Source organism: Streptococcus infantis (genome assembly GCF_000960085.1).
Classification (GTDB): domain Bacteria; phylum Bacillota; class Bacilli; order Lactobacillales; family Streptococcaceae; genus Streptococcus; species Streptococcus infantis_C.
Genome location: NZ_JYGT01000010.1, coordinates 235,652 through 255,039 on the forward strand (window position 1 = coordinate 235,652; position 19,388 = coordinate 255,039).

17 protein-coding genes are annotated in these 19,388 nt (G+C 34.4%); all 17 read left to right on the top strand.

The window, feature by feature from the left end; all coding sequences use genetic code 11:
* The first annotated feature begins 1 nt into the window (after position 1).
* On the top strand, positions 2–571 hold the full coding sequence (locus TZ94_RS08760; RefSeq protein ID WP_045616007.1) for a major tail protein: 570 nt from the start codon (positions 2–4) through the stop codon (positions 569–571).
* A gap of 11 nt (positions 572–582) precedes the next feature.
* Positions 583–1,002: a hypothetical protein gene (locus tag TZ94_RS08765; protein ID WP_045616009.1), complete on the top strand. Its 420-nt coding sequence runs from the start codon at positions 583–585 to the stop codon at positions 1,000–1,002.
* Positions 1,003–1,184: 182 nt separating this feature from the next.
* Positions 1,185–4,238 (top strand): phage tail tape measure protein, encoded by a 3,054-nt coding sequence (locus tag TZ94_RS08770; RefSeq protein ID WP_045616010.1) that lies wholly within the window; start codon positions 1,185–1,187, stop codon positions 4,236–4,238.
* Positions 4,235–4,957 carry a phage tail protein gene (locus TZ94_RS08775; protein ID WP_045616011.1) on the top strand — a complete coding sequence of 241 codons (723 nt, stop codon included), beginning with the start codon at positions 4,235–4,237 and terminating at the stop codon, positions 4,955–4,957. The genes TZ94_RS08770 and TZ94_RS08775 overlap by 4 nt, the downstream gene beginning before the upstream one ends.
* The gene (locus tag TZ94_RS10095) at positions 4,958–9,304 is read left to right on the top strand and encodes a phage tail spike protein (RefSeq protein ID WP_052689746.1); all 4,347 of its coding nucleotides are present in this window, start codon (positions 4,958–4,960) and stop codon (positions 9,302–9,304) included.
* The gene (locus TZ94_RS08790; protein ID WP_001090723.1) at positions 9,258–9,464 is read left to right on the top strand and encodes a hypothetical protein; all 207 of its coding nucleotides are present in this window, start codon (positions 9,258–9,260) and stop codon (positions 9,462–9,464) included. The genes TZ94_RS10095 and TZ94_RS08790 overlap by 47 nt, the downstream gene beginning before the upstream one ends.
* Positions 9,464–9,715 carry a hypothetical protein gene (locus tag TZ94_RS08795; protein ID WP_045616013.1) on the top strand — a complete coding sequence of 84 codons (252 nt, stop codon included), beginning with the start codon at positions 9,464–9,466 and terminating at the stop codon, positions 9,713–9,715. The genes TZ94_RS08790 and TZ94_RS08795 overlap by 1 nt, the downstream gene beginning before the upstream one ends.
* 12 nt (positions 9,716–9,727) lie before the next feature.
* The gene (locus TZ94_RS08800; protein WP_045616014.1) at positions 9,728–10,156 is read left to right on the top strand and encodes a phage holin family protein; all 429 of its coding nucleotides are present in this window, start codon (positions 9,728–9,730) and stop codon (positions 10,154–10,156) included.
* Positions 10,146–11,090: an N-acetylmuramoyl-L-alanine amidase family protein gene (locus tag TZ94_RS08805; protein WP_045616015.1), complete on the top strand. Its 945-nt coding sequence runs from the start codon at positions 10,146–10,148 to the stop codon at positions 11,088–11,090. The genes TZ94_RS08800 and TZ94_RS08805 overlap by 11 nt, the downstream gene beginning before the upstream one ends.
* 134 nt (positions 11,091–11,224) lie before the next feature.
* Positions 11,225–11,371: a putative holin-like toxin gene (locus TZ94_RS09645; RefSeq protein ID WP_347228286.1), complete on the top strand. Its 147-nt coding sequence runs from the start codon at positions 11,225–11,227 to the stop codon at positions 11,369–11,371.
* Between the two features lie 344 nt (positions 11,372–11,715).
* Positions 11,716–12,957, top strand: coding sequence for a recombinase family protein (locus TZ94_RS08810; protein ID WP_045616016.1), 1,242 nt, complete (start codon positions 11,716–11,718; stop codon positions 12,955–12,957).
* Complete coding sequence (locus TZ94_RS08815; RefSeq protein WP_071788272.1) at positions 12,845–14,206, top strand: recombinase family protein; 1,362 nt, start codon at positions 12,845–12,847, stop codon at positions 14,204–14,206. Before TZ94_RS08810 ends, TZ94_RS08815 begins: the two co-directional genes overlap by 113 nt.
* Positions 14,207–14,288: 82 nt before the next feature.
* Entirely contained in the window at positions 14,289–15,911 is a 1,623-nt protein-coding gene (locus TZ94_RS08820) for a hypothetical protein (protein ID WP_241767295.1), read from the top strand.
* A gap of 324 nt (positions 15,912–16,235) precedes the next feature.
* Positions 16,236–16,760 carry a hypothetical protein gene (locus TZ94_RS08825; RefSeq protein WP_045616018.1) on the top strand — a complete coding sequence of 175 codons (525 nt, stop codon included), beginning with the start codon at positions 16,236–16,238 and terminating at the stop codon, positions 16,758–16,760.
* Between the two features lie 2 nt (positions 16,761–16,762).
* Positions 16,763–18,124, top strand: a complete 1,362-nt coding sequence (locus TZ94_RS08830; protein ID WP_045616019.1) for a hypothetical protein — start codon at positions 16,763–16,765, stop codon at positions 18,122–18,124.
* Between the two features lie 354 nt (positions 18,125–18,478).
* Positions 18,479–18,859 (top strand): hypothetical protein, encoded by a 381-nt coding sequence (locus tag TZ94_RS08835; protein WP_142321381.1) that lies wholly within the window; start codon positions 18,479–18,481, stop codon positions 18,857–18,859.
* Positions 18,849–19,196 carry a hypothetical protein gene (locus tag TZ94_RS08840; RefSeq protein WP_045616021.1) on the top strand — a complete coding sequence of 116 codons (348 nt, stop codon included), beginning with the start codon at positions 18,849–18,851 and terminating at the stop codon, positions 19,194–19,196. Before TZ94_RS08835 ends, TZ94_RS08840 begins: the two co-directional genes overlap by 11 nt.
* The last annotated feature ends 192 nt before the right edge of the window (positions 19,197–19,388 follow it).

The window sequence follows — 19,388 nt, forward strand, 5'->3', positions numbered from 1 at the left end:
TATGACTGAAAAAAATAAAGTTACATTCGGATTACAAGATGTTCATTGGGCAGAAGTTACAACTGAAGCTTCAAATGGTGCATTGACTTATGGAACGGTTGAACGATTACGAGGTGCAGCAGAACTAACCTTGGAACCGACTGGTGACAAAGGTTCATACAAGGCAGATAATATCAACTTTTATACTTCGGAATCAAATGATGGTTATGAGGGAACATTGAAGCTCGCCTTATTAACTCAAGAATTTTTAACTCGTGTCTTAGGAGAAAAATTAGATCCAACAACTAAAACGATTTCTGAAATCGCAAATGCTGAAAAGAAGAATTTCGCTCTGATGTTTCGTTTTGAAGGAGATAAGAAAGAAACACTTCATGTTTTGTATTACTGTTACGCATCACGTCCGTCAATGGGATCAAAAACAAAATCTGGTTCAGATATTAATGAGGTTGAGTTAAACTTTACTGCAAGCCCCCGTCCACTTGATAAGGTGGTACGTCGCAAAACGACAGAAGAAACAAGTGATGAGATTCGTCAGAATTGGTTCAAGGAAGTCTTTGAACCTCGTGAATAAAGGAGTTACAGATGAGAGATAGTATTACAATTTCAGGAAAGACCTATGAATTGGCTACTAATGCCTATACACCGATTGCCTATAAAGAACAGTTTGGTAAAGATTATTTTCAAGACTTGTTTTCAATGGTGAGTACGCAGTCAATTCTTGATAAGATTGAGCACCTAAATGAGGAAGAAAAACTCGAAACTGGTGACATTGATCTATCCATCCTGAGCAATTTTGATATGACTTTTTTTCACAGAATTTTTTGGGTGTTTGCTAAATCTGCTAATCCAAAAATTAAACCATTCAAAGAATTCTTTATGGAGATGGAGGAGTTTCCAGTTCAAGAAGTAGCAACTATCTTAATGAACATGCTTAACCAAGGAATGAATACAAGAAAAAAGCAGATCAAACAGAAACAGCAAGTGAAGAAATCTTTACGGTAGAAAGCTATCTATTTTGTTGTAAGGAAACTGGTTTATCCATAGACGACTTAAAACATATTTCAATTGGGATGGCTCTTGATTATCAAACTGACTATGTAAACTTGCGAACAAATGAAACAAGCAACACAAGAAAAGCGAATCAAAGTGATTTTGATAATTTTTAATAGAAAGGAGATGTGAACATGGCTGGAAATATAAAAGGCATCACAATAGAAATTGGTGGTGACACACAACCCTTGCAAAATGCCTTAAAAGGGATAAATAAACAAGCCGCTGAATCAACTAAAGAATTGAAACAAATTGATAAGGCTCTTAAGTTTGATACAGGAAATGTCACACTCCTTACTCAAAAACAAGAAGTGCTTGCTAAACAAGTTGAAACTACTAAAGAAAAGTTAGCTACCTTAAGACAGGCACAAGCACAAGTTGAAGCACAATTTAAGTCTGGTAATATTGGGGCGGAACAATATCGAGCCTTTCAAAGGGAAGTAGAAACTACTCAGACAGTACTGAAAAGTTATGAAAGCAAACTAGAGGGTGTCAATCAAGCCTTATCGGAAAATGGTAATCGAATAGGTACTACTAAAAGTCAATGGGATAGTTTGAAACAAGAACAAGCTCGTCTAGCTTCTGAGAGTGAAAAATTAACGAGTCAATTTAAATTGCAAGAAAGTGAACTTTCTTCAAATGCTAGTGAATCTGAAAAGCTAGCTTTAGCTCAAAGAAAAGTAAATGAAAGTTCCTCTTTACTAGAAAAACAGATTCAGAATTTAGAGAAACAGCTAGAACTAACAAAATCTCAGTATGGCGAAAACTCGATTGAAGCCAATAAACTGGAACAGACTCTAAATGATACCAAAACGGCCTATAATCATCTTCAAAATAAGATGGAAGAGATGGGCACTAGTTCAACAAGTGCGAAGGATAATTTATCAGAAATCAATCATCTCTTAAAGGCAGATATCCTAATGGAATTCAGTGATCGTTTAGCAGAATTATCACAAAAATTGATTGATTTTGGGAAACAGTCGCTTGAAGCTTTTAACGAAGTTGATGAAGGGATGGATATCATTGTCACCAAAACTGGTGCTTCTGGCCAAGCTTTAGAAGAGATGACGACTATCGCAAAAAATCTTGCTACTGAAATTCCAACAGACTTTAATACTGCTGGTAGTGCAGTCGGAGAGTTGAACACACAATTTGGTTTAACCGGCGATAGTTTAAAATCAGCTTCAAGTTATCTCATCCAATTCGCATCCATAAATGGGAGTGATGTTACCTCATCAGCTATTTCAGCTAAGAAAGCTATAGAAGCATACGGCTTACAGGCAACGGATTTGTCTAGTGTTCTTGATACTGTCACCTTTACCAGTCAAGCTACTGGTGTAGGTGTTCAAGATCTGATGGATAAGATTGTTTCTGGAGCACCACAAATTAAGGCATTAGGGTTTTCATTTGATGAGGGTGTGGCTTTAATGGGGAAATTTGAAAAGGCTGGTGTGGATTCATCAGCCTCTTTATCATCCTTATCAAAAGCATCGGTGAAGTATGCGGCATCAGGAAAGACTTTACAGCAAGGTTTATCTGAAACCATCGAAAAAATTAAAAATTCAACTAGCGAAACTGAAAAGTTAACCCTCGCTTCAGATATATTTGGAACTAAGGGTGCTCCACGAATGGTGGATGCTATTAATCGTGGTGCTTTATCTTTTGATGACTTAGCTGAAACAGCAAAGAAAGCATCAGGAACAGTCGGCTCAACTTATGAAGCGACACTAGATCCAATTGATAAATTTACAACTGCTCAAAATGAAGCGAAGTTAGCATTGGCTGAAGTTGGGGATGCTATTGCTGTCACTTTTGCACCGATACTAGAGATTTTAGCTGATTTGTTACGTTCAGTTGCAGAGTGGTTCTCTAGTTTATCAACGCCAGTAAAACAATTTATCATTATTGTAGGTAGCCTCATTACTGGATTAGGATTATTACTCCCTATATTTTTAGCACTTCAGGCAGCTACCTTAGCAATGGGTGTCACAATTGGTGGCTTAATAGCAAGTGTAGCACCTGTTATTGCTATAGTATTAGGAATTGTAGCTGTTCTAGCTTTGTTAATTGTTGGTATAAAAGAACTTTGGGAACATAACGAGGGATTTAGAACAGCAGTAATGGATATTTGGAATGCTATATATTCTTTTATATCTACTATCATTCAAGAAATATCAGACTTTATTTTAAGCATTTGGGGGACTCTAACTTCATGGTGGACTGACAATCAAGATTTAATTCTTGCAGCTGCAACCACAGTTTGGAATGCAATCTCAACAGTCATAACTACCGTTATGTCAATTCTAGAACCCTATATTCAGGCAGCATGGGAAAATATAAAACTGATTATCGGCACAGCTTGGGAAATCATCAAACAAGTAGTTGAAACGGCAATCAATCTTGTCTTAGGCATTATTAAAGCAATCATGCAGGTTATAACAGGAGATTGGTCTGGTGCATGGGAAACAATAAAGACAGTTATTTTAACAGTATGGGAATCCATCAAGTCAATTGTAAGCTTAGTTCTAAGTACTATTAGTCAACTTATATCCAACACCTGGAATGGGATTAAGAACACAATTAGTAATCTCTTATCAGCAATTAGTAACGTTGTCAGTACAATTTGGAATAGTATCAGTTCAACTATTTCAGGTATTCTAAATGGAATCTCAAGTACAGTGTCCAATGTTTGGAATGGAGTAAAAAATACGATTTCAAATGCAATTAACACTGCCAAAAATGCAGTTTCAACTGCTATAACTGCTATCAAAAACCTCTTTAATTTCAGATTTCAGTGGCCACACATTCCTTTACCTCATTTTAGTGTGTCAGGATCTGCAAACCCTCTGGATTGGTTAAAGGGACAAATTCCTAGAATCGGAATTGAGTGGTATGCAAAAGGGGGAATTTTAACAAAACCAACTGCCTTCGGAACAATAGGGAATTCCCTAATGGTAGGAGGAGAAGCAGGAAACGAAGCGGTACTCCCTTTAAATGAATCTACTCTTGGGGCAATTGGAAGAGGTATTGCAAGAACGATGGATTTAAGAATGCCAGACATCAACATTTCGATTACTGGAAATATCATCCGAGAACAGGCAGATATTGAAAAAATAGCAAATGAAGTAGCAAGTCGAATCGCAGAAGAATTAGCACGTCAAAAACAATTGAGAGGAGCCACTATATGATTAAAAGAAACGAGTTAGTCATAGATGGAATTGGAACTTCTAGTTTTCCTTTTAAGGTGATTGTCCACGAATCGCCTTCTGTTATCCTAGCGGAGAGTAAGACGAGTTTATTAGAACATAAAGGAATGAGTGGGGCTCTTTCGCAAACAAATCGGCACCGAGATTTGATTGAAAAATCATATACGATTTACATTGTTAAGCCCTCAGAAGAACAACTCCATCAATTTATGGGTCTATTTATCAAGGAGCAGTTTTGGCTTGAGAGTGAACGGATGAAAACCACACGTCTTTGGTGTTACCGAGTAAAATGTACTGAGGTAAAACAAGAGAGAGATGGTGTGTATGCGACGAAAGCTACCTTTATTTGTCATCCTACAAAGTTTTTTAAATCAATGGATAGACAAACTTTGACATCAAACGGTGTACTTAGAGTTCAAGGGACGTCTCTAGCGTTCCCCAAAATAACGATAATGGGGAATTCGGCAACTGAGACTCAGTTTACGATTGGAGATCAGGTTATTAAAATTGAAAAACTTACAGAACCTCTTGTAATGGTAAACGAACCAAATAGTCCAAGTTTTCTAACGGTTAGCAAAAAGTACATCAAATGGTCTGGTGATTTTATCACTATTGATCCAAGCTCTAAAAAAGAAGTAGGTGTTGTTCTTGGTAGAGGTATTACTTCTTTAAGCTTTGAAACAAATTGGGGGTGGGCTTAAATGTTATTTTTGTTGAACAAAGATATCAGAACTGCAAAGTGGAATGGATTACCTCTTCATGAAACCAGCTCTGCTATTGTAAAAGAAACCCTGAACGGTGATTTCACCCTATCTATTCGCTATCCAATTACCGATTCTGGTATCTATAAACAAATAAAAGAGGATATGCTTATCAAGGCTCCTGTGCCTGTCTTAGGATTCCAGTTATTTCGTATTAAAAAACCAATTGAAAACGATGATAGTTTGGATATAACCGCCTACCATATTTCAGATGATATTATGCAACGGTCTATCGAACCAATTAGTGTTGCTAATCTTACTTGTGGTATGGCCTTATCCCAAATGGTTCAAAATACTAAGACCAATCTTGGTGATTTTTCATTTACGAGTGATGTTACAGATCGCCGTACTTTCAATACAAATGAAGTAAAGACACTCTATGCTGTCTTAATGGATGGTGCCCATTCTATCATAGGAACTTGGGAAGGGGAGTTGATTCGTGACAATTTGTCTCTGACAATCAAGAAGAATAGAGGTGAAAATAGGGGTGTTGTCATAACAACACATAAGAATCTAAAGTCTTACAAGAGAACCAAATCAACTCAATCAATCATTACTCGTATTCATGCAAAATCAACATTTAAACCAGATGGTAAAGATAAAGACCAGACAATTAAAATTACTGTCGATAGTCCTCTAATCACTTTCTATCCATATATCAATGAAAAAGAGTACGAAAATAATACTCTTAAAAGCATTGAGGAGTTAAGGAAGTGGGCTGAGGCTAAGTTTAAGAATGAAGGAATTGATAAGTTATCGGATGCTATTACGATTGAAGCCTATGAACTCGATGGGCAGGTTGTACATTTAGGGGATACCGTAAATATCAAGAGTTTGAAACATGGGATCGATATTCCCAAAAAGGCAGTTGCTTATGAATTTGATGCACTGACACAAGAATATATATCGATTACTTTTGATGATAAACCAATGGTAGGTGCTTCAACTTCAAATAGTGCAATTTCAACTGTCGCAAATGAAATTTTAGACTCTGGTTTCACATTACAAGAAGTCGCAATTGAAAAAGCTTTGAGAAATGCGAACACAGCATTTGATGCCGAATTCACTAAACAAAAAGATTCAATTCTAGATGATATTGAAAAAGTCAAAGCTAGTGCAGAAGTTTACGCAGATGGTATTCGTCAAGAGATTGAAGGAAAGATTGCTGATGTTGATTCTAAAGTTCTATCTAATGAATCACTTAATGAAAATAGATACAACGATGTGTTGGCTAAAGCAAATAGTAGTAGAGATTTAGCTAATCATGCCTTAGAGGTCAGTAAAGAAGTTAAAGAAACTACTAATACAGTACTAACAGATACCTTAAATTATAAAAAAGAAGCTATTGCTGAAGCAAACCGTTTAGTTGAACTCAGCAAGAATAGCTTATTGAATCAAATTACGACAGTAGAATCTTCAATTGATAAGCTTAAGGGGGTTATTACTAACAAGGTTTCAAAGACAGACTTTGATGCTATCAAAAATACCGTAGAGCAACAACGAACGGAAATATCACAAGCCAAGGATAAAATAAATCTAAAAGCTGAAAAGACCTATGTAGAAAATATTAAACAAACAGCTAGTGAAGCACTCCAAAGAATATCAGAGAACGCATTAGCAATATCTAAAACTAAAGCTGATTTACAAGTTGCTGCAAGTGCTATAAAGACTAAAGTATCACAAACAGATTTTAATCAAACGACAAATCGACTTGCTAGTACTGAAACAACAATTAAAATCCAAGCAGGTGAAATAGCCAAACGATTGACCAGTAGTCAGGTAGAATCCGTAATAAATTTAAAAGGATTTCAAACTAAATCAGATGTTGATAAAAATATTTTAGATAGAGGATATGTAACGAACTCTAGCGTGCAAAACTTAGTTAGAGAAACATCCAATAGTTTCAGTCGGACTATTAGTGAAACTAAAGCTTTAATACCAACTAGTGTTTCTCATCGAAACTTAGCATCTGGTTCCAGTGATAGTTGGACTTCATACAAAGAAATAAACTCGAAACTCAATTGGATTCAAACATTAGGAAAAATTCCTTATGGTGATTCGACTGGCATTTATTCAGGGACAAAAATCAATCTATTTGTTTATATTTCTGTCGATAATGTTGTATTAGATTCAACTGTTACTCCTAGAATTATCTTACAAGGTCCAGGCTATAAAAAATCAGATAATAGTGCTGTATGGAGTGTTCATTCTAATCCCTTTCATACCTCTTGGTCTACTACATTAAAAACTGGTACAAACTACCATCTTATTAAGATTTCTCGAATCGTAACAGATGAGATGTTCAATAATTTTAAAAACTTTGAATTACAATTTCGTATTGATGGAGCGAGTTCAGGTAAGTTTCATTGGAGAGCTTTAATGATTACTACTGGAGATATCTTCCCAAATTATTGGACTAAACCTATCGAAGATTTAACAACTGTAACGGCTTTTAACGAAGTAAAAGATACTCTAAGTAGTCATACAAGAACTATTAGTGAACAAGGCAAAACAATTAGTCAGGTTGTACAAACATCCGAAGGACTGATTACAAGAGTCAGTGATTTAATTGATAACCAAAACTTAGTATACGATCCAACCAATTTTAGTAAATATAGAGAACGTGAACCGAATTCGAATTTAGTTATGACTGGAACTAATGAATACAAGCTGCTAAGAATTGCACAAAGTGGTAGGACAACAAATGGTTGGCGTGGTTTCCAAATGCCTCTTCATAGTCAAAAATTTGTTGCTGGTGAGAAACTTTCTTATAGGGTCAATTTATGGATAGATGTACTACCTGATGGAAAAGTTGGTTTTGAAATTAAATCAGGTAACTCAATAGGAGGTTTCACCATTAGTCCGACTAGAACGGGCGCAGCTCAAATTTTTACAGGAACTTTTACGATAAATAAAACCGTGACAAAAACAGATGATTTTGGGCTTCATATTTGGCTAGAAAAGAACGGCACTGTGGCAGTTGGCCAAATTTCAATTGTTCGAGGTAGTCAGCCACCTAATAACTTTGTAGATAGTACATCCTTTCAACAAATTGCAACAGAAAGTCTTGTTCAGCAACATCAAGGTTCCTATTCGATTCAAAATTTAACTAATGCTGGATCTTTAATTTCAGGGATTAATTTAGGTGCAAATGGAATCAATCGAATTATTGGCAAGGCAACTCATATCACTGGGGATACTTTAATTGATAGAGCAGTCATTAAATCAGGAATGATTGATAAATTAAAGACATCAAACTTTGAATCTGGGTCTGTAACTACTATGGTATTAGCATCGAATTCAGTAACCGCAGATAAAATTGTCGTGGATCAAGCGTTTTTTAATAAGTTAGTTGCAAATGAAGCTTATTTACGACAGCTATTTGCTAAGAATGCTTTTATCAATAGTGTACAAAGTGTTAGGATCGATGCTAGTCAAATAAAGTCAGGCTTACTAAGTGGTGACAGAATTCAGGGTGGCACAATAACTGGAACCACAATTTCTGGTGGATTATTAACTGGAGAAACAAAAATTAAGTTAGGTGCTTATGGTTCATTTGACGCTATCAACGGTGGATTACAGATTAATGTTCCTCGTCAGTTTAATTCTAAAGATGGTTTAGGCGTACAATTTATAGGTTCTTATGGCCGAGGAGACAATGTTCCTTACGGCTTATTTATTTACAAAGATTCAGATTTTACTACTGGAAACACTGCAAGTGATAGTGATGATTTTCTATTGACGGTCGAAGGATACATTAAGGCAAAAGGAATTGGCTGGTTAAAGTACGGCAAAAGTAGCATTAATGGCTCAACTACAGGAACTATTAGTTATTGGAATTCTAATAATGTATCTCTAGACTTTGGTGGATCAGGAAATGATATTTACTACTCATATAACGGAAAGGCTTATAGCTTATGGCAAATTGTTAACCAACATTTTTCTGATAAAAACTTAAAAGAGAATATAGGCTTATCTAACTATAAAGCACTCGATTTTATCAAAAGATTTCAATTTAAAGAATATGACTGGAAGAAAATAGGGAATCGTATTCAAAAGGCTCATACCAAAATTGGACTCATCGCTCAAGATATTCAACAAATTGACTCGTCACTTGTGTATGAAAATGGTGGTTTTCTGAATCTTGATAATACAAGATTAACGAATATCGCTTTAAAAGGAATTCAAGAGTTAATACTTGATATTCGAAAATTAAATAAACGATTGGAGATGTTAGAAGATGAACACAGATTTAATCCATCAATTAGCAATGGAGTCGTTGACTAAGAAACTAGCACAAACCGAAGGTCAAGCAGCACAAAATGAGGCTCTTTATTTGGTTGTTGCAAGCGAATTGCAGTTAATGAAAGATGTATTAGAATACGACTCAGACCTAAAAGACTTATTTGAGGAAGTAAAAACTAAAAGAGAGAAAGGAGAAAGTTAATGGCATTAGAAATTACTAAAACAACACGTTTGGTTGGAAATTTGAAGATTGGCGATGAAGTAGTTAAGCAGTATACTGTTGATGTTGATGAACATGGTGTTTCTACAGTATCTGAGTTTCTCTATCATTCAGAGCTCTATGCGGAGCATCGTCACGAAATGAGAAACCAAGAAAAATTGTTCCGAGATAAACGATATGAATTAGAAGATGCTGTTTTAGCTGAAATTGAGTCAAATAAAAAAGAACAATAGGGAGTATTAAAAATGGATATTGAATTGTTTAATTTTTTAAGAAAGCTCATCGAAACAGAAGATGGGCTTATTTTGTATGCGTTAGCGTTAATTGTCATCATGGAAATTGTAGACTTTGCATCAGGCACATTTGCTGCCATTGTAAATCCAGATGTTGAGTATAAGAGTAGAATTGGAATCAATGGATTAATTCGTAAAGTCTTAGGGATTTTTATGTTACTGTTATTGATTCCGATGTCTGTTTTGTTGCCTGAAAAAACTGGATTTATGTTTCTGTATTCGATTTATATCGGATACCTAGTTTTTACTTTCCAATCACTAATTGAGAACTATCAAAAAGTAAAAGGGAATATTCTACTTTTTAAACCAATTTTAAAAGCTTTTGAACATCTAACTGAAGGAAAGTCTAACGATGATAAGGAGGATAATCATGGAAGTTGATAAAAGTAGATTACGAACAAATCTTCCTCAAATCGGTGAGCAACCCTATAGACAAGTTCATGCTCACTCTACAGGTAATCCTAACTCAACAGCACAAAATGAAGCGGATTACCATTTGCGTCGTCCAGTTGAGTCAGGATTTTTCTCCCATGTGGTAGGGAATGGTCGTATCATGCAAACTTGGTTAGTAGACCGAGGTGCTTATGATGTTGGTGGCGGATGGAATGTTGAAGGTTACGCTCAAGTTGAACTAATAGAAAGTCATGAATCTAAAGAAGAATTCATGAGAGATTATCGACTTTATGTCAAGCTATTACGTGAGTTAGCTGACGAGGCTGGAATCCCTAAAACTCTAGATTCTAGTAGTCTTGCTGGGATTAAAACTCATCAATTTTGTACTTACAACCAACCAAATAATGGAAGTGATCATGTAGATCCCTATCCATACCTTGCAAAATGGGGCATTAGTAGAGAACAGTTTAAGAAAGATATTGAATCTGGTCTAACTGAAGGAAACTGGAAACGAAACGAAGTTGGTTGGTGGTGGGAAGAAGCAGATGGCTTTTATCCAAAATCTCAATGGAAAAATATCAACGGAGAATGGTTCTACTTTGATAATAGAGGCTACTGTTTCATCAATAAATGGTTCCATGATGGCAAGGATTGGTTTTATTTAGATAAGCGTGGTGCCATGGTTACTGGTTGGATGCATATCGATCATCGTTGGTACTATTTTAAGTCGGATGGTAGAATGGCTAAAGGTTGGGTAAAATATCGTGAAACTTGGTATTACTTGGATGAAAAAGATGGGGATATGAAATCTAAGCAATTTATTAAATCAGGAAACGGATGGTACTATCTCAAGTCTGATGGTTCGTTATCAGTAAAACCAGAATTTACGATTGAACCTGATGGTTTGATTACTACTAACTAAGAGTTTGTAGATACTACTCTTAAAATAAATCTTTAAACAAAATAAACCACCGAAGTTGGTGGTTCATGTGGTATAATATCTATTGTAGAAAAGTGAAGACGGTGGCTCCTTATACCGAAAGAGAGGTGATGCCTATGGGCAGTTCACAAAATCTGACGGAAAGGAGGGGCACTCTTTTGACCGCATTTGAAGTTGTACAGACAATACTTGGTTTTGGTAGTTTTGCCATTACTTTGATTGGCTTGTGCTATAAAATCTTCAAAGACAAGGACAAAAAATAATCCGTCCCCACTTTTGAGCGAGTAGGACGGATTAAATCTGTTATACGAGCTACCGTCTTTTTAACGGTTCTACGTTGGAGTTGAGTTGGTAGCTCAGCTCCTTTTTCTATGTTTATTATAACATATTGCGATTAAATTTCAAATAAAAAATCTAAGCCTGGTGAAGTACATCAGGCTTTTTCTTTTTGATTTTTTCTTAAAACCGGAAAAATCTATCTTGAAAGTACCTATTTAGGTAAGAGGACAATAAAGACATTTTGTTAAAGTACAGGGTTTCTGATTACTTGACTAATATTGCGTTTAGAGGGATATATAGTGTGTAAAAACTTCTTGTAGGAGGAAAAATGAATATAAGAAAAATTGAAGCAAAGAATAACAATAGAAAAAAGAGAATTTGTGCATATGTTCGAGTTTCTACAACCAACGGAAGTCAACTTGATTCGCTAGAGAATCAAAAAGTCTATTTTGAAAAGTTGTATGCTGAACGTGATGATGTTGAGTTTTTGGGTGTTTTTTGTGACAAAGGGATTTCAGGTTCAAAGTATGATAGACCTGATTTTCAAACTATGCTAGATGCTTGTAGAAAAGGACAAATTGACGTTATCCATACTAAGTCAATATCAAGGTTTGCAAGAGATCTCATCAATGTTCTTGAAATAAGTCGAGAATTAAAAACTCTTGGTATTGATATCTTTTTTGAAGAGCAGAATATCCACACTTTATCCAATGAAGGTGAAGTTGTCTTGACTGTGTTAGCAAGTTTGGCTGAGGAAGAGTTACAAAGCATGAGCGGAAACCAACGATGGAGTTTTCGTAGAAAGTTCCAGAAGGGAGAATTACTCATTAATGCTAAACGGTTTTTAGGGTATGATTTAAATGAAAAAGGTGAACTTGTTATAAACAAAGCAGAAGCGCAAATAGTAAGAACCATCTTTTATAGTTATTTAGAAGGAATGGGTACACATAGGATTGCTAAAAAACTTAACGAGGGCAAGGTTCCAACTGTAACAGGAAAGAAATGGTATGACAGCACAATTCGTAATATCTTAAAAAACGAAAAATACAAAGGCTCTTTACTACTTCAAAAATACTTTCATGACGGTGTAAACGGTCCAAAGAAATTAAATCAAGGACAGATTGAACAATACTATATCGAAGATAATCATGAAGGAATTGTTTCTAAGGAAATATGGGAGAAGGTTCAGGTAAAAATGAAAAGCCGTTCTCGGATCCAAGGTACAAATAAAACCTATAAATTTTCCAGAATGTTAAAATGCCAATATTGTGGTTCAACATTAAAAAGACAGGTATCTTATAAGAAAAAGATTGTTTGGTGTTGTTCCAAATATATCAAAGAAGGAAAAAATTCATGTAAAGGTATGAGAGTCCCTGAAAGGGATATTGAAGATTGGAAACTAAGTTTACCAGTAATTGTGTTAGAAAGGATAGAAGATGGAGAAAAACATTACGGTTATACCGGCCAAAAAACCTCAGCAAACAGTCAAATCTCAAACTCAGAGAAAGGTCAAGGTAGCCGCTTATTGTCGAGTGTCTACAGACCAAGAAGAACAGCTATCAAGTTATGAGAATCAGGTGAATTATTACCGTGAATACATCTTGAAACATGAAGATTATGAGTTAGTAGACATCTATGCAGATGAAGGAATCTCCGCAACTAATACAAAAAAACGTGATGCTTTCAACCGACTAATACAAGATTGTAGAGATGGTAAGGTGGATAGAATTTTAGTTAAATCTATTAGTAGATTTGCCAGAAATACATTGGACTGCATCAAGTATGTAAGAGAACTGAAAGATTTAGGTATTGGAGTAACGTTTGAAAAAGAGAATATTGATAGTCTAGATTCAAAAGGAGAAGTACTACTTACCATTCTATCGTCACTCGCACAGGATGAATCGAGATCCATTTCAGAAAACTCAACTTGGGGAATTCGTAAGAAATTTGAGCGTGGTGTAGTTCAAGTAAACACTACAAACTTTATGGGATATGACAAAGATGAAAAAGGAAATCTCATTATAAACCATGAACAAGCTAATGTCGTAAGGTATATATTTGATAGATTTCTAGAAGGATACAGTCCAGAATTTATTTCCAAAGAGTTAAGAGAACAGGAAATACCAAGTTGCACAGGTAAAGCAAAGTGGTGCCCAAGTGCTATATGGAAAATGCTTCAAAATGAAAAATACAAGGGTGATGCTTTGCTTCAGAAAACCTATACCGTTGATTTTCTGACAAAGAAAAGAATTGATAATGATGGACAAGTTAATCAATATTATATTGAAAACAATCATGAAGCAATCTTAGATAGAGATAAGTGGGAGATTGTTCAGTTAGAAATAGAAAGAAGAAAGAGATTTAGAGAACAACATAAGCTCCAGTTCTATATCATGCAGAAAGAAAACAATCCCTTTACAACAAAAGTATTTTGCGCCGAGTGTGGTTCAGCATTTGGTCGAAAGAACTGGACGACAAGTCGTGGTAAACGGAAGGTTTGGCAGTGTAACAATCGATATAGAATCAAAGGCCAGATTGGATGTTTAAACAATCATATAGATGAAAAAATGCTTGAGAAAGCCTTTATGAAAGCAGTTGGACTGCTACAAGAACATAAATCTGATATGGTAGCTAAGTGGCAAAAGCTTGAGCAAGGAACAAATCTTCTCCATAAGCACTATGCAAGGCAGATGTATCAGATACTAGATCTAGATAAATTTGATGGAGTAATCATGAATCAACTTCTCGACCACATCAGTATTTCAGAAGCTGGACAAATTGTAGTAACTTTCCTTGAAGGAACTGAGGTAGATTTATAAGAGACTGTGACTGGGAAGTTGCAGTCTTTTTGAGGTTTTATGGTATAATTGACATAGTTTTATAATTGGAGTTAATAATAATTTGAAGACATTAGTTGAATTTGTAGCAGTTGCAGAAGAAAAAGTTGTTGAAAATTTCGATAGTTACATGATGGAATTTCAAAATTACTTGGTCGAATCAGGCATAATTGATGCTGAGGAAGTAGATAGGCAATTTTATAGCCTAACTGAAGTACCACTTTATCTTATTGATTTTCATTCTGGAGAGTACATATGGAGAATTGGTGTCGAATATAGTACCTATGAAAAAAATTATGAACTGATGGTTTCAATTCAAAGCGAAAATTATATAATTAGTACAGAAAATGAATACCTTGAGCGATTAAAGAGAATAGTCAAAAATTTTATTAAAATAAAGCACAAGAAAATATTCTGGCTATATGATTCTGAGTCCGAATTTTTAGCAACCGATTTATATCCTAAAGTTTTTACTGTCGAAAATTTAGCTAGAAAATTTATTACATTGGTAATGAATCGGAAATTTGGTATTCATTGGTGGAAACTTGTATCATTAAAAATTCAAGAAAAACACAAAAGTAGATTTGGTGGTTACAAAGCAATAATTGATAATTTCAAAGATGTAGATGAAAGATTGATGTCTATTGATACAGGTGATTTGCACGATATATTATCAAATAAAGTGATGAAGTGGGAGTCTTCCGAAGAGAATATAATGGAATTGACTCAACCTAATTTACATTCGGAAAATTTGGCTAAAATTCTACAAAGACAGCAAGTTGTATATAGTGATTGGTGGCAAACGATTTTTTCCCCTCTTTTGCCTGAAAGTTTTCTGTCCGAATTCAAAGATTTTGAATTAAATCGAAATCATATCGCTCACAATAAATTGATAGATAAAGCAGCCTATAAGAGTATATTACATTCAATAGATGTTGTTCAGAAAGCTTTAGATTGTGGTTTAGAAAAGATGTCATTAGAGTTAAAATCGAAGGAGGTGCTTAAAGAAGAAGAGTTTGAATTATTACAGGAAGTGTTAATGTCGGAAAGAAATCTTGAATTAAAGGAAATTGAGAGTGGGGTAATAATTCGAAATAGTAATCAGATTCTAGCTCTATTCAATGATGAATTGAGTAGACTTTATGAATCAATTGAAGAATCCTTCAGATTCAGTGAGTATTTGAATTTCAGCGATTACACTGAACTAGAGAATTGTAATTCAAATAGTGTTGTATTCGAAATTCAAAACAAAATTGATGGTTACGTAATTAGCTTTGAGGCTAATACTGATATTAACGACTCTGAAGGTTCCCAAAGTTTCCTATATTTAGAGTATAAAAAAGACGGTAGTCCAAGTTTAGAAGAAATTGGAAGCGTGTCATATAATTATGGTGAGGTTGAATTCAATGAGTTTCAAGGTAATTATATGCCTATCCAAATGGATGGTATTTCAGAGCACGAGATGTCTAGACTAGGTGAAAAAATAGTTGATATAATAAATTCTGAATTCACAGATTATAAGGAGATAGCGGAAAGTTCCAAATATTCTATTATCAAAGATGGTGGCCCGGATCCTATTTTAGATTTACCTTGTCAAGAGTGTGGAGAGGAATGGATATGTGTTGATGAAACTATCACAGATTTTGGTAGATGTCTGAACTGTGGGGAAATTAATGAAGTAACATAGTGTGAGCATTGTGGTCGTAATGATTTCGGTTCACCAAGTGAGGATGAGCCATTTTTATGTGAGGAATGCTGGAATTATTATGAAGAGGAATAGATATTTTCGTTCAATAATATAATCTTAAAGAGAAGAACTCCTTTTTATTTGATAGTATTGGAAAATACTGTCAGTACATGTTGATGTGTGAGTATTTCTCGTGAATGATAAAGGATAGGTTATAATTCATTACACTGTTTTGGGCTAAATATTGTTAGACTGTAACTTTTATGTTGCAGTTTTCCAATTTATACATGGTATAATTAAAATAATAAAATAAAGAGGTTTTTTATGAGTAAAGAACTAGTATTTCAAAGTGTAGAATCACTACAACAAGTTGTAAATGTAATTAATGAGGCCGCGGCAGCTCTTAATGATAAAACACGTACAATAAGAGAGAGTCCAATCCCAGAAGTGTTAGCTGGAGCATTGGGAGCAGGTATTGGTGGGATAGGTTCATTTGCAGCTCTTTATGGTTTAGGTACTGTAGGGTTATCAGCTGTTGGTATTACTTCTGGTCTCGCTACTATTGGCAGTGTTGTTGGAGGTGGTATGGTAGCTGGAGTGTTTGTAATGGCTGCTCCAGTCGTTGTATTAGCCGGAAGCGGTATATTATTAGCTTCTAATCTAAAAAATAAACAACTTAAACAGGAAAAAGAACGATTATATAAAGAAGCTTTGCAAAAACATGAAGCTATTATACAAGCACTGAAAACTGAGGCAGATGCTGATAAGGAACGCCTAGATTATTTACAGAGTTTAAATATCCTCTTAACTCAAGCAATTAAGGATTTGAAAAATGATTTAGGTGACTAACAATGAGTAAATTCATTTATTCTGATGAAGAACAAAAATTCAATAATATTTTAACTTATCAAACAAAAGAGTTAGATTTAATAAACAGACCTGAGATGTCTATTGCAGAAGAACGTATAGCGGAAAGTGAAAAATTATTGAGAGAGCTAGGCTATACTCTGACTGATTTACCAATAATAGATACCAAAACTAAAAAACAAACTATCGTTGTACCTACATGGGAAGACTTAGTAATAAAAGCGGAGTGCGAAGTTGGTTCAATGAATGAACTAGATGCACTCTTCTCAAACGAAGAATTGGAACTTAATCAAACAATTATTCAATCATTGCAAGATGATTTTAACAACATTCATAAACTTGATAAAATTGATATATCGATTTGTGCAGGAGCTGGTATATTAGCAGCAATTATTGATATTCTTTTAATTGGAATACCTAAGAAAACTCCGCATGGTTTAAATGGTGGTCCCTTATCTAATTATGTAAGAGATTGGTTCAATCAACGATTCCCTGAAGAAGAAATGGAAAAGTTGGCAAATTCAAAGGTCAGTAAAGTCCCTTTTGACGCTCAAGATAATCGTCATACCAAAGTAAATGTTAATGGACTATCTGCATACTATCATAGATTGTTATCTCTTGGACATGATCCACTTCTTGGTTTAGTAATTGGTGTATCTGATATTCTAAATGGTAAGATGACTACTATTGATAAAACTGGGAAAATAGTATCTCAATTTATGGAGAATTACACAGATAGAAAAGAAAGTGATATTTTTGCAGCAATAGCAAAGCAGATAATTCATTTTAAATCTGATATTACGACATCAATGGGATTACCTGCACCCTTGATGGGATTATTTAATTTGTTTCAGTTTGGAAAAATTGGTGACGAGGATCAAACAATAGCAGAAATAGTACAAGGAATGTATTACGAAGGCTATGATTTCATTCATTTTAGTAGTATGGCTATATCCACAATGATTATTGAAGTTATAATTAGAATTGGATACGCCCTTAAGAAAATCAACGAAGGACATTCCATAAAAAATTCTATTCCTTTTTCGTTGGATAGAGAGAAACATCCCAAATTACATACGATGCTATTTATTGGACATTCTATAGCCACATCTGCTAATGCAGGGAAAATCTACTTTACAAAAAATCCAATGACAATAAATTACGCACAATGGATTACTTTTGCAAAATATTCATACTCTCAGTTAAAGTGGGTGCTTATTGAGAAATCCGAATTGAGATCTTCATATGTTTCGGATAAGATTTATAAGGAAACTCAGGAAGTTTATGATAAAGTAAATCTTACCTTTAATTACTTCAGTAATGATAGGTTAGTTATATTTGATTAAATTAATAAACTTAGATAAATGGAAAACAATGGAAAAAAGTCTATACAATCTATTGTCAAATATTCCAATATATGGAACATTTTTAAAATTTTCAAGTAAAGGTGAAATGAGGTTATGTAGCCCACTGTATCAAGATTTTTTAGATGAAGGAATTAATCCATATGACAATAAATTATCACTTGAAAGAAATTTCTAATTTTCATATTTTACTAATGCAATTTTACGAGCATCAGAATATTAGTACCTTGAATAGTGATAGCTGTTTCAATCAATAAAAACCTAATTATGGTTACAGCCTAGTTGCGTATTTGTGGTATAATCATTTAAGAATAATAGATGAGGGTGTGTGTCAAAATGATAGATCAAAGAGAAGTTGTTTTTCAGACTACTGGTCACGGTGCTAGAGATATCAAGAAAAATAATGTAACTAGTAAAGAAATTGAGAAGATTATTTCTTTTTGTATACAAAAATCAGTTGGCAAACTTAGTAAGTTATCGATGCCAAACATAGAAAAATATGGATTAGATGCAACTTTGTACCTAGTTAAGGTTGATCAGGTTGCAAGAGCAATCGTTTCTATTGATGATGATGCTCTTTTTAATCAAGAGATTATTACATTATATGCTTTTTCGAGAGACCATGATATTAAAAAAATGATAAGAAATACATCAGAATCATTTTTCCAAGAGATAAAATCATACTTGGAAAGTGAGGTGAATCGATATGCAGATTAAGAAACTTGCGGATGATTATGGAGTAATTGCTGAATGTAGTAGAATTTTACCCGAAGAATATCATTCTGCTTTAATTGAAGCCATAGCAGAATTGGAAGATAATAATAATTACATTACTAAAGATTTTCCTAAAACTAGATTACATAAAGTAACTGGTATTAAGTGGAATGTATATAGGGCAGATATTGATAAAATTTCAGGATGGAGACTTCATGTTAAATTTGGTCAAGATGATCAAAGGATTCATCTATGTCAAGTTGTTGAAGGGCAAAACCATGATGAGGTTGTTAAAGTAATTAAAAGGCAAAAGGAGCGGTTTAAAAAAAAGGATCTGTAAATATTGCCTAGCTATTTGAGTAGTAAATAGTTGCGTTCAATAATATAATCCCAAAGCCTAATTAAACTCTTTCGTTCTATAATATAGATGCTTGCTAGCACCACATGTTGAGGCGGTAAGTTTGCTAGTCAAGGAGTAAAACGACGAAGATTAGCATTTACTTCCGCCCATGCGATAGCTGTCCGTGATTGA